General features: G+C 72.4%; 13 protein-coding genes. 5 read left to right on the top strand and 8 right to left on the bottom strand.

The genetic code is table 11. The features are described 5' to 3' along the window. Positions 1-13: 13 nt before the first annotated feature. Positions 14-2,110, bottom strand: a complete 2,097-nt coding sequence (gene tkt / locus ACIRBX_RS27950; protein WP_402300676.1) for a transketolase — start codon at positions 2,108-2,110, stop codon at positions 14-16. Positions 2,111-2,552: 442 nt separating this feature from the next. Here tkt and ACIRBX_RS27945 point away from each other — a divergent pair, with 442 nt between their 5' ends. Then, on the top strand, positions 2,553-3,494 hold the full coding sequence (locus tag ACIRBX_RS27945; RefSeq protein ID WP_402300674.1) for a heme o synthase: 942 nt from the start codon (positions 2,553-2,555) through the stop codon (positions 3,492-3,494). Positions 3,495-3,804: 310 nt separating this feature from the next. On the opposite strand, the gene ACIRBX_RS27940 is transcribed toward ACIRBX_RS27945, so the two are convergent. Then, on the bottom strand, positions 3,805-4,446 hold the full coding sequence (locus tag ACIRBX_RS27940; protein ID WP_402300673.1) for a DUF2461 domain-containing protein: 642 nt from the start codon (positions 4,444-4,446) through the stop codon (positions 3,805-3,807). 75 nt (positions 4,447-4,521) lie between these two features. Here ACIRBX_RS27940 and ACIRBX_RS27935 point away from each other — a divergent pair, with 75 nt between their 5' ends. Then, positions 4,522-4,872, top strand: a complete 351-nt coding sequence (locus tag ACIRBX_RS27935; protein ID WP_402300671.1) for a hypothetical protein — start codon at positions 4,522-4,524, stop codon at positions 4,870-4,872. Positions 4,873-4,939: 67 nt separating this feature from the next. Here ACIRBX_RS27935 and ACIRBX_RS27930 read toward each other — a convergent pair whose 3' ends face one another. The 4 genes from ACIRBX_RS27930 to ACIRBX_RS27915 all read right to left on the bottom strand — a co-directional run bounded on the left by ACIRBX_RS27930 (position 4,940) and on the right by ACIRBX_RS27915 (position 9,903). Beyond that, positions 4,940-5,917, bottom strand: coding sequence for a heme A synthase (locus ACIRBX_RS27930; RefSeq protein WP_402300670.1), 978 nt, complete (start codon positions 5,915-5,917; stop codon positions 4,940-4,942). A 47-nt stretch (positions 5,918-5,964) separates the two neighbouring features. After that, positions 5,965-7,236: an acyltransferase gene (locus ACIRBX_RS27925; RefSeq protein ID WP_402300668.1), complete on the bottom strand. Its 1,272-nt coding sequence runs from the start codon at positions 7,234-7,236 to the stop codon at positions 5,965-5,967. A gap of 2 nt (positions 7,237-7,238) precedes the next feature. Then, a complete protein-coding gene (locus tag ACIRBX_RS27920) occupies positions 7,239-9,395 on the bottom strand; it encodes a bifunctional polysaccharide deacetylase/glycosyltransferase family 2 protein (protein ID WP_402300666.1) in 2,157 nt (718 codons plus the stop codon). A 73-nt stretch (positions 9,396-9,468) separates the two neighbouring features. After that, positions 9,469-9,903 carry a hypothetical protein gene (locus ACIRBX_RS27915; protein ID WP_402300664.1) on the bottom strand — a complete coding sequence of 145 codons (435 nt, stop codon included), beginning with the start codon at positions 9,901-9,903 and terminating at the stop codon, positions 9,469-9,471. 171 nt (positions 9,904-10,074) lie between these two features. On the opposite strand from ACIRBX_RS27915, the gene ACIRBX_RS27910 reads away from it, so the two are divergent. The 3 genes from ACIRBX_RS27910 to ACIRBX_RS27900 all read left to right on the top strand — a co-directional run bounded on the left by ACIRBX_RS27910 (position 10,075) and on the right by ACIRBX_RS27900 (position 13,397). Further along, complete coding sequence (locus ACIRBX_RS27910; protein ID WP_402300663.1) at positions 10,075-11,148, top strand: glycoside hydrolase family 26 protein; 1,074 nt, start codon at positions 10,075-10,077, stop codon at positions 11,146-11,148. A 143-nt stretch (positions 11,149-11,291) separates the two neighbouring features. Then, positions 11,292-12,608, top strand: a complete 1,317-nt coding sequence (locus tag ACIRBX_RS27905; RefSeq protein ID WP_402300661.1) for a choice-of-anchor A family protein — start codon at positions 11,292-11,294, stop codon at positions 12,606-12,608. Between the two features lie 180 nt (positions 12,609-12,788). Next, complete coding sequence (locus ACIRBX_RS27900) at positions 12,789-13,397, top strand: LPXTG cell wall anchor domain-containing protein (protein WP_402300659.1); 609 nt, start codon at positions 12,789-12,791, stop codon at positions 13,395-13,397. Between the two features lie 22 nt (positions 13,398-13,419). Here ACIRBX_RS27900 and ACIRBX_RS27895 read toward each other — a convergent pair whose 3' ends face one another. Both ACIRBX_RS27895 and ACIRBX_RS27890 read right to left on the bottom strand, forming a co-directional pair. After that, on the bottom strand, positions 13,420-14,184 hold the full coding sequence (locus ACIRBX_RS27895) for an ABC transporter permease (protein WP_402300657.1): 765 nt from the start codon (positions 14,182-14,184) through the stop codon (positions 13,420-13,422). Then, on the bottom strand, positions 14,181-15,104 hold the full coding sequence (locus ACIRBX_RS27890) for an ABC transporter ATP-binding protein (protein WP_402300655.1): 924 nt from the start codon (positions 15,102-15,104) through the stop codon (positions 14,181-14,183). Before ACIRBX_RS27890 ends, ACIRBX_RS27895 begins: the two co-directional genes overlap by 4 nt. Positions 15,105-15,115: the final 11 nt, after the last annotated feature.

Here is a 15,115-nt window from a genome sequence, read left to right as displayed (position 1 = left end):
ACCCCCGGTGCGACTAGCGCGAGATGGCCTCGACGGTGCGCAGCGAGGCGCGGGCGGCGTTGGCCACGGCGTCGGCGGTCAGGCCGAACTCGCGGAAGAGGACCTTGTAGTCGGCGGAGGCGCCGAAGTGCTCCAGGCTGATGATCCGACCGGCGTCGCCGACCAGCTCGCGCCAGCCCTGGGCGATGCCCGCCTCGACCGAGACCCGGGCCTTGACGTTCGGCGGCAGCACGCTGTCCCGGTACGCCTGGTCCTGCTCGTTGAACCACTCGATCGAGGGCATCGAGACCACCCGGGTCGGGATGCCGTCGGCCTCCAGCTCCTCGCGGGCGGTGACCGCGAGCTGAACCTCGGAGCCGGTGGCGATCAGGATCACCTTGGGCGCCGAGTCGGACGCCTCGGCCAGCACGTAGCCGCCCTTGGCGGTGCCCTCGGCCGAGCCGAAGACCTCGCGGTCCCAGGTCGGCACGCCCTGGCGGGTCAGCGCCAGGCCGACCGGGCCGGGGTGGCTGGTCTGCCGCTCCAGCACGGTGCGCCAGGCGACGGCCGTCTCGTTGGCGTCGGCCGGGCGGACCATGGCCAGGCCCGGGATGGCGCGCAGCGAGGCCAGGTGCTCCACCGGCTGGTGGGTCGGGCCGTCCTCGCCGAGGCCGATCGAGTCGTGCGTCCAGACGTAGGTGACCGGCAGCTTCATCAGCGCGGCGAGGCGGACCGCCGGGCGCATGTAGTCGGCGAAGACCAGGAAGGTGCCGCCGAACACGCGGGTCCTCCCGTGCAGCGCGATGCCGTTCATGGTCGAGCCCATGGCGTGCTCGCGGATCCCGAAGTGGATCGTCCGGCCGTACGGGGAGGCCGACTTGAGCGGGTTCCCCTCCGGCAGGAAGGAGCTGTCCTCGTCGATCGTGGTCAGGTTGGACTCGGCCAGGTCGGCCGAGCCGCCCCAGAGCTCGGGGATGACCGCGCCGAGCGCCTTCAGGGTGTCGCCGGAGGCCTTGCGGGTGGCGACCTCCTTGCCGGCCGGGAAGACCGGGACGGCCTTCTCCCAGCCGTCCGGCAGCTCGCCGTTCGAGATCCGGTCGAACTCGGCGGCCCGCTCCGGGTTGGCCTCGCGCCAGGCGTGGAAGCCCTTCTCCCACTCGGCCCGGCCGGCCTTGCCGCGCTGGACCACCTCGCGGGCGTGGGTGATGACCTCGTCCGCGACCTCGAAGGTCTTGCTCGGGTCGAAGCCCAGCACCTTCTTGGTGGCGGCGATCTCGGCGTCGCCGAGCGCGGAGCCGTGCGCCTTGGCGGTGTTCTGGGCGTCCGGGGCCGGCCAGGCGATGATGGTGCGCATCGCGATGATCGACGGACGGGCGGTCTCCGCCTTGGCGGCGGCCAGCGCGGCGGCCAGCGCGTGGACGTCCACGTCGCCGTCGGCCTTCTGGGTGATCCGCTGCACGTGCCAGCCGTACGCCTCGTAGCGCGCGAGCACGTCCTCGGAGAAGGCGGTCTCGGTGTCGCCCTCGATGGAGATGTGGTTGTCGTCGTAGAGCGCGACCAGGTTGCCCAGCTTCTGGTGGCCGGCCAGCGAGGACGCCTCGGCCGAGATGCCCTCCTCCAGGTCGCCGTCGCTGACGATGGCCCAGACGGTGTGGTCGAACGGCGACTCGCCGGCCGGGGTCTCCGGGTCGAACAGGCCGCGCTCGTAGCGGGCGGCCATCGCCATGCCCACCGCGTTCGCGATGCCCTGGCCCAGCGGGCCGGTGGTGGTCTCGACCCCGGCGGTGTGACCGTGCTCCGGGTGGCCGGGGGTGCGGCTGCCCGCGACCCGGAAGGCCTTCAGGTCGTCCAGCGACAGCCCGTAACCCGACAGGTAGAGCTGGGTGTAGAGCGTCAGCGAGGTGTGCCCGGGGGAGAGCACGAAGCGGTCGCGGCCGGCCCACGCGGGGTCGGTCGGGTCGTGGCGCAGGAAGCGCTGGAAGATCACGTACGCGGCGGGGGCCAGCGACATGGCCGTCCCCGGGTGCCCGTTGCCGACCTTCTGGACGGCGTCCATGGCCAGGACACGGGCGGTGTCGACGGTCCTCTGGTCCAGCTCGGTCCACTCGAATGCGTTCGGCGTGGTGCTCACCCTTTCTCAGGGCTCCTTCCATATGAAGAGTGACCCCGTGAGGGACCGGGTCGGCCACGGCGCTGTGGACCTGACGTCTCGTTGGTTCCGGTCACGGAGGGTTGATCCCGCTTCTCTGTGCGAGCCTACCGCCCGGGCGGCCCTTCACCCTGCGTGGCAGGACAACCCGGACGTACCTCCCGGGATTCCCGGTGACCGTGTCAGCTGCGCCCCGTCCACCCTCACCCGGAACGCGTCCGACGGCCCGTCAGGAGGGCAGGTCGGGGGAGTGGCCGCTTTGCCACGATTCACCCGGCGGTGTGCGGTTCGGCTCGCCGGAGGACCCCGGCGCCGATCGCGGTATATGGAGCGTCTAAGGTGGCGTGGTACGCGCAGAGCGGACGGATCGGCACCATCTCGTTCCGGTGACGCCTGTGAAGATTCACCGTGAGTTGGGGTGTCCGTGACCGCCGTTGAATCCCGCCCTGCCGGGGTGCTGGGGGCGACCCCTGCCCGCAGGCCGTTCGGGGCCCGCGTCGGGGCGTTCGTCGCGCTGACGAAGCCCCGGATCATCGAACTGCTGCTGATCACCACCGTGCCGGTGATGTTCCTGGCGCAGCGTGGCGTACCCGATCCGCTGCTGGTGGTCTGGGTGGTGGTCGGCGGGTACCTCTCGGCCGGCGGCGCCAACGCGCTCAACATGTACATCGACCGGGACATCGACGCCGTGATGTCGCGGACCGAGCGCCGCCCGCTGGTGACCGGCATGGTCTCCCCGCGCGAGGCACTGGTCTTCGGCATCTCGCTGGCCGTCCTCTCCACGGTCTGGCTCTGGCTGCTGGTCAACCCGCTGGCCTCGGGGCTGGCGCTGGCCGCGCTCCTCTTCTACGTCTTCGTCTACACGCTGGGCCTCAAACGGCGCACCGCGCAGAACATCGTCTGGGGCGGCATCGCCGGCTGCATGCCGGTCTTCGTCGGCTGGGCGGCGGTGACCAACTCGCTGTCCTGGTCGGCGCTGGTGCTGTTCCTGGTGATCTTCTTCTGGACGCCGCCGCACTACTGGCCGCTCTCGATGAAGGTCCGGGACGACTACGCCAAGGCCGGCGTGCCGATGCTGCCGGTGCTCAAGGGCAACCTCGCGGTGGCCCGGCAGATCGTCGCCTACTCCTGGGTGATGGTCGGCGTGTCGATGCTGCTCTGGCCGGCGGCGCACACCAGCTGGCTGTACCCCGTCTCGGCGGCGGTGCTCGGTGCCTTCTGGCTGAAGGAGGCGCACGGGCTGCACGCCCGGGCCAAGGCCGGGGTGGTCGGGGCGAAGCTGAAGGAGATGCGGCTGTTCCACTGGTCGATCACGTACCTGACGCTGCTGTTCGTGGTCATTGCCGTGGACCCCTTCATCGGCTGACGCGGCCTCAGGACGGGAGCCCCCTGCGGGGGGCTTTCGGCGTTCTCGGGGGAGGGGCGGTCACTGCGGTGGACCGCTTCGTCGGCTGACGCGGCCTCAGGACGGGAGCCCCCTGCGGGGGGCTTTCGGCGTTCTCGGGGGAGGGGCGGTCATCGCGGTGGGCCCCTTCGTCGGCTGACGCGGCCTCAGGACGGGAGCCCGCTGCACGGAGGGTCCCGTCGTCTCCGGGGCTGACGCGGCCTCAGGGCGGGAGCCGCCTCGGCGTTCCGGAGGGCCGGGCGGAGGGCCCCGCGCGGGGCCCTCCGCGGGGTCAGCGGCCGGGGAGTTCGCTGGGGCCGACGTGGTCGTCCAGCCAGGCGCGCAGCGGCTGCGCGGCGCGCAGGAAGGCGGCGACCGGCTTGACCGCCTCCGGGGTGCCCATCCAGGCGGCGGGCTCCCACTCCTGCCAGGCGATCAGGCCCTTGTTGCGCAGCAGCCCGATCCTCGGGTGGTCCTTGCCGAAGCCGCGCGGGGCGGTCTTCAGCGGCTCCTGCCCGTGCACCCCGGGGCCCTGCGCCTCGACGGCCGCGATCACCCGCTCCAGCTCGGCGCCGGTCACGTCCTCGGCCACCGCGGCCCGGTAGCGGGCGAGCTGGTCGGCGGCCAGGCGGTACATGCCGCTGCCGCAGGCCAGGTGGTCGGCGGAGAGCTGGACGTAGCCGCCGCTCTCCAGCCAGGCCCCGATGTGGGTCTTGTACGGGGTCTTGTCGGCGCTGAACCGCACGTCCCGGAACGGGCGGAACACCTTGCCCGGCCCGAACTCCGGCTCCAGCGCGTCCAGCAGGGCGAGCATCGGGGCCCGGACGTCCTGCTCGTAGCGGCCCTTGTGGGTCTGCCAGAACGGCTTGGAGTTGTCCGTCTCCAGCTGCTCGAAGAACTCGAAGGCCTCGGCGGGCCATCCTTGGAAGGTCACCCGGCCAGCCTATGTGTCCGGCCGCACACGCCGCTGCCGTCGCCAGACCGACTACCCGTCGGTAGCATGCGGTCCATGAGCAGCGCAGAGACCGCCACCACAGCCGCGTCGGACACCCGCGCCCAGCGCCGTGACCAGCGCCGTGCCGAGCGCATCGCCAAGAACATCCGGAGCTTCGCCGAGCAGCACGGCGGCAGCGTCGAGGGTGTGGTCGAGAACGTCAGCGGCATCGCCACCCGGATCGTGCTGGTCGGCACGGACGGCTCCTGGGGCGACCAGGTCGCGCCGACCCGGGCGGTCGGCCTGCGGGCCGCCGAGCTGGCCGGGGTGAAGCTGCACGAGGACTTCGAGGGCGAGCTGGCCCTGCGGGTGCGCACCGGCGCCTACGAGTGGAAGCGGATGGCCGGCTCCCAGCTGGGCGGCTGACGCACCGTCGCACCGTACGCCGCAGGCCCGGCCCCGCACACCGCGGGGCCGGGCCTGTGACGTGTCGTCAGGCGTCCTGCAGCGCCTTGGCGGCGGCCGGGACGGGGGCGGTGACCACCGGGCGGTGGCGCAGCGCGAGCGGCACCCGCAGGGCGGCGATCCAGACCAGCGCGGCGCCCAGCATGTGCAGGCCGACCAGGATCTCGGGGGCGTCGCTGAAGTACTGGACGAAGCCGATCAGGCCCTGGGCCAGCAGCAGCACCAGCAGCTCCAGCGCCCGGCGGCGGGCCGCCTTCGGGGCCTTCACGGCGGCGAAGGTGAAGAGCACCGCGATCGACAGGCCGAGGGCCAGGAAGACGAAGTCGGTGTGCAGCTGGGCGAGGCGGTCGTAGTCGACCGGGATCCGGGCCACCGGCTTGCCGTCCGAGCTGGAGGCGCCGGGGTGGTGGCCCGCGCCGGTGACCAGGGTGCCGGCCACCACCAGCAGGCCCATCGCCACCACCAGCACGTCGGCCAGCTTGCGGACCGGGCGGGGCACCAGCGGCTCCGGCTCCCCGTCGCCCTCCTTGGCCCGCTCCCAGGTCAGCACCGCGACCCAGACCAGGCCCATCGCGGCGATCAGGTGGGCGCCGACGATGTACGGGTTGAGGCCGGTCAGCACGGTGATGCCGCCGAGCACGGCGTTGCTCATCACCAGCCAGAACTGGGCCCAGCCCAGCCGGCTGACGCTCCGCCGCCACGGCTTCGTGCACCGGCCGGCCAGGGTGACCCAGGCGACCGCTGCGCAGAGCACGTAGGTGAGCATCCGGTTGGTGAACTCGATGATCCCGTGCACGCCCATCTCGGCGGTCGGGGTCAGGCTCTCGTCGGTGCACTTGGGCCAGGTGGAGCAGCCCAGCCCGGAGGCGGTCAGCCGGACCGCGCCGCCGGTCACCACGATCACCACGCTCATCACCAGCGCGGCCAGGGCGGCCCGGCGGACGGTCTCGGCGGACGGGTGCCAGCGCTTGGCGAGCAGGGCGGAGGGAGTAAGCACGCCAGACACTGTAATTCGCCTTATAGGTGATCAATGCACCAGGGCGCCACCCGCCGTCAGGCGCGTCTCTTCCCCTTGATCCGCCTCGGCCAGGGGAACAGCCGGGGCTTCCGTTTCGCCGCCAGGTCCTCGATCCAGCCGAAGCAGAGCACGAACAGCCCGATCAGCGGGACGCCGACCAGCAGTTGCGGGTACAGGGTCCGCAGCAGCCAGCCGAAGTTCTCCGCCAGGAAGTCGCTGCGCCAGGCCAGGTCGACGATCGGGACGGAGAGCTCCAGCGCCAGGGTGTGCCAGAGGTAGACGCTGACCGCACGGGCGTTCAGCAGGCTGATCAGGCCGTTCCAGCGCTCCAGCTTCGGTGGCCACTGCTGCCAGGAGGGGCTCAGGTGGAGCAGCAGCAGGACGAAGCCGAAGGACCAGATCGCCTGGGCGACCGGCACGCTCTCCAGGTCGCCGATCTCGGTCGGGTCGAGCACCGGTCGGCTGGTGTACCACCAGAAGCCGGCCACCATCACCAGCGGGGCGACCGACGGGGCGACGTACTGCGGGAGCTTCTTCAGCAGGCCCTCGTTGTGGGCCATGCCGAGGATCCAGCAGGAGCCGAAGACCAGGAAGTCGTTGAGGGTCTCCCAGATCCGGCCGTCCTCGGGCAGGAAGCCGCTGCCCATCGCCAGCACCAGCGGGGTGAGCACGGTGACCACCGGGAAGCGGCGCAGGCAGCGCAGCATCAGCGGGGAGAGCAGTACGTACCAGAGGTAGGCCCGCAGGTACCAGAGCGGGACGCCGACCTGCTCGCCCCAGGTGTCCTCCATCAGCCCGCCGAAGCCGGGCAGGTCGCCGGTCGGGAACGGCGGGGTGGAGAGCGGCATGATCCAGAGCGCCAGCTTGCCCCACCACCAGCCGGGGTGGCCCTCGGCGTTCGGGCCCCAGCCGTCCAGGATCCACAGGGTGGTGATCACCACGCCGTAGAGCCAGAGCGGCGGCAGCAGACGGCGCAGCCGGCCCCGGATCACGCCCAGGGCGGGCTTCGAGAGCGAACGGGCCATCAGCGACCCGGCCAGGGCGAACATCACGCCCATGGACGGGAAGACCAGCGGCAGCCAGGTCCAGCTGAAGTTGTGGTAGAGCACCACGCGGCCCAGCGCCAGCGCGCGGAGCAGGTCGAGGTAGCGGTCCCGGCCGCCCTTGCGCGGTGCCGGGGCCTCGGGGGCCTGCTGGTCCTGCGGAGGTTCGGTGAGCTGCCACTCGGCGGGAACGCGGGGCTCGGTGGGGATGCGGGGATCGGTGAGCACGCGCAACTGCACGGTCTCGATGTGCGGCTGGTGCACCGTCAGACCTCCAGGACCGGGGCGGAGACCTCGCCGGTGCGCCGCAGCTTCTGCCACCGCAGCCGGCCGCCGGTGAGGGCGGTGATCGAGGATTGGAGCAGGACCAGGTACATCAACTGGCGGTAGACCACCTGCTGGATCGGCAGGGTGACCAGGTGCCAGGGCCTCTCGCGGTCCAGGCGGAAGGCGTACCAGGCGCACAGGCCCTGGACGGCGAGCACCGAGGCCCAGCCGATCAGGGTGCGCGGGGCGTCCACGAAGAGCACGCCGTAGAGCAGGAAGAGGTCGATCACCGGGGCGAGCAGCGGGGTGAGCACGCCGAACAGCGTGACCAGCGGCAGGCCGAGCCGGCCGAACCGGCCGCCCGGGCCGCGCTCCAGCAGGGCGTGCCGGTGCTTCCACATCGCCTGCATGGTGCCGTAGCTCCAGCGGTAGCGCTGCGACCAGAGCTGGTCCATCGAGGCGGGCGCCTCGGTCCAGGCCCGGGCCTTCTCGGCGTAGACGATCCGCCAGCCGTCGCGCAGCAGCGCCATGGTGACGTCGGTGTCCTCGGCCAGGGTGTCGTCGCTCATCCCGCCGACCCGCTCCAGCGCGGAGCGGCGGAAGCCGCCGATCGCGCCGGGGATGGTCGGCATGATGTTGAGGACGTCGTACATCCGGCGGTCCAGGTTGAAGCCCATCACGTACTCGATGTGCTGCCAGGCGCCGATCAGGGTGTCCCGGTTGCCGACCTTGGCGTTGCCGGCCACCGCGCCCACCGTCGGGTCGGCGAACGGCTGGACCAGCTCGCGGACGGTGGCCGGTTCGAAGACGGTGTCGCCGTCCATCATCACGACCAGGTCGTGCGAGGCGTGCGCCAGGCCGGTGTTGAGCGCGGCGGGCTTGCCGGCGTTCTGCTGCCGGATCAGCCGGACGCCGGGTAGCGCCAGCTCCCTGACGATCTCCGAGGTGTCGTCGGAGGAACCGTCGTCCACCACGATGACTTCCAGCGGGTGCTCACTGGCCATCAGCGAGTTGAGCGTGTTGGCGATGCACTCCTGCTCGTTGTACGCGGGGACCAGCACGGTAACCGGCTCGGTGACCGGGGCTCCCCAGGAGAAGCCGGGCCTGCGGGTGCGCCGGACGTGCACGGTGGCCAGCACCAGCATCAGCGCGAACCGGCCGAAGACCAGCACGCCGACCACCGCCAGCAGCGAGATCAGCCAGGGCAGCAGGGCGATCGACACCTGGGTGGCCCAGACGTAGGCCTTGCCGGTCCACAGCTGGAAGCCGGTCACCGGCACCATGGTCGGCGAACTGTCCAGCGCCTGCTCGAAGGTGGCGAACCGGTAGCGCTGGTGGTGCATGGTGTCGATCAGCCGGCCGACCGCCTCGACGGTCTGCGAGCGGTCGCCACCGGCGTCGTGCAGCAGCACCACGGCGCCCTTGCCGGGCTCGGTGGGCATCGCGGCCTTGACGATGGCGTCCACGCCGGGGCGCTGCCAGTCCTCGGTGTCGGTGTCGATCAGGGTGGTGAGGTAGCCCCGGTTGCCGATCTCCTTGACCACCGGCCAGGTCCAGTCGTCCAGCGCGCTGGGCTTGGAGGAGTACGGCGGCCGGAACAGCGTGCTGTGCATGCCGGTCACGCCGGCCAGTGCCAGCTGGGTCTGGCCGAGCTCGAAGGTGAGCCGGGCCTGGGACTGCAGGCTGAGGTCGGGGTGGGTGAAGGTGTGCAGGCCGATCTCGTGGCCCTCGTCCACCATCCGCTTGACCAGCTCCGGGTGGTGGGCCGTCATCGAGCCGGTGATGAAGAAGCTGGCCTGCACGCCCCGGTCCTTCAGCACGTCGAGCAGCTTCGGGGTCCACTCCGGGTCCGGGCCGTCGTCGAAGCTGAGCACCATGGTGCGGTCCGGGACCGAGTAGCCGACGGGTGCCTCCTGCCGCTCCCCCCGGGCGTCGATCACCGGCCCGCCGGTGAGCAGGGCGGGCGGCACCGTGTCGGCGTCCTGGGCCTCGGTGGTGCGGGTGTCGCGGAACACCTCGTTGGTGGCCATGCCGCGCAGCACCATCAGGCCGAGCAGACAGAGCAACAGGGTGACGGGAAGGAAGAAGCGCAGCGGTGGAGCGGCCAGGCGGCGGGAGCGTCGGTCGGACTGCCGACGGCGCTGGTGGCGGGACATGGGCGGTTCCTGCGCGGTGAGGACGGTCAGGGCGGTGCGGGGGGAAGGTCGTCGGGAGGACGGGTGGTGCGGATCAGCGGGCGACCGTGCTCGGCTTGCCGGTGGTGGCCGTCCGGTTCTGCGGGGTGGGGTTGCCCGCGGTACCGGGGGAGGACGGCCTGGTGGTGGTCTTGGGAGTGGCCTTGGGAGAGACCTTGCCGGTGGCGGGCTTGGGGGAGGCCTTGCCGGTGGCGGTGGCGGGGCTCGGGGACGGACTGGGGGACGGGCTCGGGCTCGACGGTGCCGGAGTGGGGGTCGGTACGACCGTCCCTCCGACCTGCAGCGATGCCGGGAGCTCCAGTACGGGCGCCTGGGACTGCGCCCCGAGCAGGGTGGTTGCCAGTGCCGCGGCGAACAGCACGCACCCGGCCGCGCCGAGCCAGCCGAGGCCGCGCAGGCGGCGGCCACGGGTGCCGGACTGGTCGACGAAGACCGGTGCCGGTTCGGCGGGAGCGGGAGAGGGAGGCATCCGAGCTGACGCTAGTGCAGCACCGGCGGCTGATTGACCGTCAATGTCCGATCTGAGCGGTTCTGCGCTTCCCTTGTGACCGGATCGAGATTACGTACACCCCACGGCTGGCAGGCCACCGTCAGCTCGTAGGATGCCCCGGATCGTCCACCGAGAGAGCGGTACCACCCCGTGCGCAGACTCGTCGCTCCGCTGCTCGCAGCCCTGCTCCTGCTGACCGGCTGCTCCTCCGAGCAGTTGGTGCCGGACGCCGTGCCCAAGGGGGCGGCGCAGAAGAAGGGCGGAGCCGAGGAGGCGGACGACGGTGCCGGCAGTGGTGCGCCGAGCGCGCCCGCCGACTCGCCCGCCGAGTCGCCGGCCGGTGGTCCGGTGGACCCGGTCGCGCTGCGCAAGCCCTCCGGGCGGCTGCTCGGGGTGGCCTCCGAGGGGGCCCCCGGCGACCTCGCCCCGGTCACCGCCTTCGCCGCCAAGGCCGGCAAGCGGCCCGACCTGCGCGAGTACTACCTGCTCTGGGGCACCCCGTTCGACCGGGCGGGGAACGCGGCGCTGCGGGCCAACGGCCAGGTCCCGCTGGTCTCCTGGGTGCCCGGCGAGACCACCCTGACCGACATCGCGGCCGGTACGCAGGACGAGTACCTGGCCGACTTCGCCGAGGAGGTCGCCGCCTACCGGGAGCCGCTGGTGCTGGCCTTCGCCCCGGAGATGAACAGCGGCTGGAACCGCTGGGGCGTCGGCCACGCCACCCCCGCCGACTACGTCAAGGCCTGGCGCCACGTGCACGGGCTGTTCCGCCGGCACGGGGCGGTGAACGTGGTCTGGCTCTGGACCCCGCACGTCTCCGACCAGCACTCCTCGGTGGCGCCCGAGCCGTACTACCCGGGCGACGAGTACACCGACTGGGTCGGCCTGGTCGGCTACTACGGCCCGGAGGACGGCAAGTCGTACGCCTCCCTGTTCGCCCCCGCCGCCAAGGAGCTGCGCACCTTCACCCGCAAGCCACTGCTGATCAGTGAGACGGGGGTGGCCGAGGACCCGCGCAAGCCGGCCCAGATCGCCGACCTGTTCGCCGGGGCGGAGCGGACCGAGGGCCTGATCGGGCTGGTCTGGTACGACCTGCGCAAGCAGTGGCCGGGTAGCAAGTACCGGACCGACTGGCGGGTGGACAGCTCGGCGGCGGCTGCCGCCGCGCTGGGCCGGGCGGTGGCGGGCTGGACGTCCGACGCGGTGCCCGCTCCGCTCCGGTGAACCGTCAACTCGCCCGGATTATCAGTTAATCGGGCCAGTCCCGGGCAAAGCGGACATTGGTCTTGACCAGTCGGGGGTCGGCTGGAAAGAGTGCGCCCTGACCCATATTCGATATGGCCGCACCCACAGCGGAGATCCTGCACATGCGCATATCCGTGCCCGCCGCCGCGTTCGTCCTCGGCAGCTCGCTCGCCCTCGCCTCCCTCACGGTCCCGATGGCCTCCGCCGTCCCGAGCGAGGAGCAGTGCGCCACCCTCGGAGTGGCCAACCTCTACGGCGAGTTCATCGAGGGCGACGACACCCACAGCCCCGACGCCGAGGGCGCGGTCGCGGTCGGCGGCAACTTCAGCGGCACCTTCACCGTCGGCAACGAGCTGACCGCCGCCCAGATCGACAAGCTGCCCGGCAAGAACGCCTTCGTGGTGGCCGGCAACGTCTCCGGCAACGTCCAGGTCATGAAGGGCAACGGCGTCTACGGCGGCACCCTGACCGGCAAGCTGGAGGCCCACCAGGGCAAGATCGCCAAGGGCCCGTCCCCGATCGACTTCGCCGCCGAGTTCACCAAGCTGCGCGCCGCCTCCGGCCAGCTGGCCGCCGTGGCCGCCAACGGCAAGGCCGTCACCGACGGCAGCGCGCTGCGGCTGACCGGCACCGACGCGAAGCTGAACCACTTCTCGGTCTCCGCCGAGCAGTTGGAGAAGGCCAAGGACGTCTACCTGACCGTCCCGGTCGGCGCCGTCACGGTGATCACCGTGACCGGCTCCTCCTACGACCAGGCCAAGGCCGGCACCACCGGCTTCCTGCTCAACGGTGTGCTCGACGACAAGCTGCAGAGCGCGTCCGGCGGCGCGGTCCGCGAGAAGCTGCTCTGGAACTTCCCGACCGCCACCAAGGTCACCAAGAACAGCGGCAACGCCTGGCCGGGCAGTGTGCTCGCCCCCAACGCCCACTTCGACCTGGGCAAGGGCGGCCCGGTCAACGGCTCCGTCATCGCCAAGTCGCTGGTCGGCAGCGGTGGCGCCGAGACCCACCACTACCCCTTCACCGGCTGCCTCCCGGTGACCCCGCCGGTCACCCCGAAGCCCAGCGAGCCGGCCGGCAGCCCGTCCCCGTCGGCCCCGGTCTCGCCGTCGCCGTCGGTCAGCCCCTCCACCAGCCCGTCCGGCACTCCCTCGGGCACGCCGTCGGGCACCCCGTCCGGCAGCGCCTCGCCGAGCACCCCGCACGGCTCCGGCTCGCCGACGCCCGGCGCTCCCGGCGTGCCGTCCGGCAGTGCCAGCCCGTCCGCCACCACCCCCGGTGGTACCGCCCCCAGCGCCTCGCCCTCCGCCCCCGGTGGCGGCCTGGCCTTCACCGGTGCCAGCGGCCTGCTGCCGCTGACCATCGGCGGTGTGCTGGTGATCGGCGCGGGCGCCGCCGTCGTGGTGGCCACCCGCCGCCGGGCCGGCCGTCGCGCCTGACGCCCCGTCGGCTCCGGCCCGTACCCGTCGTTCGGTTCCGAACGGCGGGTACGGGCATTTTTTCGCCAAGGCCGCCAGGGCCGTGGCCGTCCGCCGGTAGAGTCCGCTGGAAGGTCCGGGCAAGGGTCAAGACGGAGTCAAGACCCTTGCCGGACAAGGTCGTTCGGGAGGGATGAGCGGATGGCACGGCAGCGTGGGGTGTTCGGCGGAGTACTGGCGGCGGGGGTGCTGGCGCCACTGCTGATGGCCGGTGGCGCGGTGGCGGCACAGGGCCACGGGGTGGACTGGACGGTCGGCTGCGACAAGGTCAGCGTCCGGGTGTCGGGCTACGACTCCGAGTTCACCAACCGGGTCACCGTCGAGATCGGCGGTCGGCAGGTGGTGACGGCGGAGAAGTTCGGCACCGGGTACACCAAGGACTTCCCGGTCGAGGCGCACACCGAGGACGTCGTGGTCACCCTCACCGTGACCACCGACCAGGAGCCCAAGTCCCCGATCATCAAGACCGGGACCAGCGCCCCCTGCCCGAAGCCCACCCCGACCCCCACGCCGACGCCCTCGGCCACCCCGACCCCGACCCCCAGCGTGACCCCGTCGGCCACCCCGACGCCCAAGCCGACGCCCACGCCGAGCGTGACCCCGTCGAAGAAGCCCAGCCCCAAGCCGAGCACCCCGCAGCTGGCCGAGACCGGTGGCGGCGGCAGCGCCCTGCCGATCGCGCTGGCCGGCGCGGGCGTGATCCTGGTCGGCGGCGCCCTGGTGCTGGTCGGCCGCCGCCGCTCGCGCTAGCCGCAGCGACCGGCCCGCGGGCTCACTCCCAGCGGAAGTACCGGGCCGCCAGGCCCAGCCCCAGCACCGCCCAGGCGCCGAGGATGCCCAGGTCCGCCCAGGGCATCCCGGCGCCGTGCTGGAGCACCCCGCGCAGCCCGTCCGAGAGCGCGCTGATCGGCAGCAGCTCCAGCACCGGCCGCACCGCCTCCGGGAACTTCGACAGCGGCACCACCACGCCGCCGGCCAGCAGCAGCAGGACGAAGACCAGGTTGGCCGCCGCCAGGGTGGCCTCCGCCCGCAGCGTGCCGGCCATCAGCAGGCCGAGGCCCGAGAAGGCGGCGGTGCCGAGCAGCAGCAGCGCGGCCACCGCGAGCGGGCTGCCCTGCGGTGACCAGCCCAGGGCCAGCGCGATCACCGAGAGCAGCGCCACCTGGAGCACCTCGGTCACCAGCACGCAGCCGGTCTTGGCGGTCATCAGCGCCCAGCGCGGCAGCGGGCTGGCGCCCAGGCGCTTGAGCACGCCGTAGCGCCGCTCGAAGCCGGTGGCGATCGCCTGCCCGGTGAAGGCGGTGGACATCACCGCCAGCGCCAGCAGCCCGGGGGCCAGGAAGTCCACCCGCTTGCCGGGCCCCTCCACGTCCACCACGTCCACGGCGGAGAACAGCACCAGCAGCACGGTCGGGATCACCACGGTGAGCAGCAGCTGCTCACCGTTGCGCAGCAGCATCTTCGTCTCGAACGCGGTCTGCGCCAGCAGCATCCGCCCGACCGGGGCGGCGCCCGGCATCGGCTCGTAGGTGGTCATCGCAGGTCCCGTCCGGTCAGTTCGAGGAAGACGTCTTCGAGGCTGCGCCGACGCACCGTCAGCTTCTCCGGCAGCACGCCCACCGAGGCGCACCAGGCGGTCACGGTGGCCGGCAGCGCCGGGTCCAGCGGAGCCTCCACCCGGTACGAGCCCGGGGAGGTCTCGGTGGCGTGGGCACCGTCCGGCAGCGCCTTGCGCAGGCCGCCGAGGTCGAGGCCGGGGGCGGCCTCGAAGTGCAGGGCGGACTCCGAGCCGCCCCGGCAGAGCTGCTCCACGGTGCCCTCGGCGATCACCTTCCCGGCGTCCACGATCGCCACCCGGTCGGCCAGCTCCTCGGCCTCGTCCAGGTGATGGGTGGTCAGGACGACGGTCACGCCGTCCCGGCGCAGGTCGCGGACCAGCTCCCAGGTGGCCCGGCGGGCCTGCGGGTCCAGCCCGGCGGTGGGCTCGTCCAGGAAGACCAGCTCGGGGCGGCCGACCACGGCCATCGCCAGCGCGAGCCGCTGCTGCTGCCCGCCGGAGAGCCGGCGGTAGGCCGTCCGGCCGCAGGAGCCGAGGCCGAGCCGCTCGACCAGCGCGTCCACGTCCAGCGGGTGGGCGTGCAGCTTCGCGGTGTGCCGGAGCATCTCGACCGCGCGGGCGCCGGCGTACACGCCGCCGGACTGCAGCATCACGCCGATCCGGGGCCGCAGCGCGGCGGCCTCGGTCACCGGGTCGAGGCCGAGCACCCGGACGGTGCCGGCATCCGGACGGCGGTATCCCTCGCAGGTCTCGATGGTGGTGGTCTTCCCGGCGCCATTCGGCCCGAGTACGGCCGTCACGCTGCCGCGGGAGATGACCAGGTCGAGGCCGTCGACGGCGGTCTTCGGGCCGTACCTCTTCACCAGCCCGGTGACCTGGACCGCTGGTTCGCTATGCATGCGGCTGAGTC

The organism is Kitasatospora sp. NPDC096147 (assembly GCF_044763225.1).
Taxonomy (GTDB): Bacteria; Actinomycetota; Actinomycetes; order Streptomycetales; family Streptomycetaceae; genus Kitasatospora.
The sequence above is the reverse complement of the archived record's forward strand: the minus strand, read 5'-3'. Positions and strand labels throughout refer to the sequence as shown.

Bases quoted from the DNA above. Each gene is read 5' to 3' on its own strand.
- ACIRBX_RS27900 (WP_402300659.1), top strand. From the start codon at position 12,789: ATGGCACGGCAGCGTGGGGTGTTCGGCGGAGTACTGGCGGCGGGGGTG.
- ACIRBX_RS27905 (WP_402300661.1), top strand. From the start codon at position 11,292: ATGCGCATATCCGTGCCCGCCGCCGCGTTCGTCCTCGGCAGCTCGCTC.
- ACIRBX_RS27935 (WP_402300671.1), top strand. From the start codon at position 4,522: ATGAGCAGCGCAGAGACCGCCACCACAGCCGCGTCGGACACCCGCGCC.
- ACIRBX_RS27890 (WP_402300655.1), bottom strand. From the start codon at position 15,104: ATGCATAGCGAACCAGCGGTCCAGGTCACCGGGCTGGTGAAGAGGTAC.
- ACIRBX_RS27920 (WP_402300666.1), bottom strand. From the start codon at position 9,395: ATGTCCCGCCACCAGCGCCGTCGGCAGTCCGACCGACGCTCCCGCCGC.
- ACIRBX_RS27915 (WP_402300664.1), bottom strand. From the start codon at position 9,903: ATGCCTCCCTCTCCCGCTCCCGCCGAACCGGCACCGGTCTTCGTCGAC.
- ACIRBX_RS27895 (WP_402300657.1), bottom strand. From the start codon at position 14,184: ATGACCACCTACGAGCCGATGCCGGGCGCCGCCCCGGTCGGGCGGATG.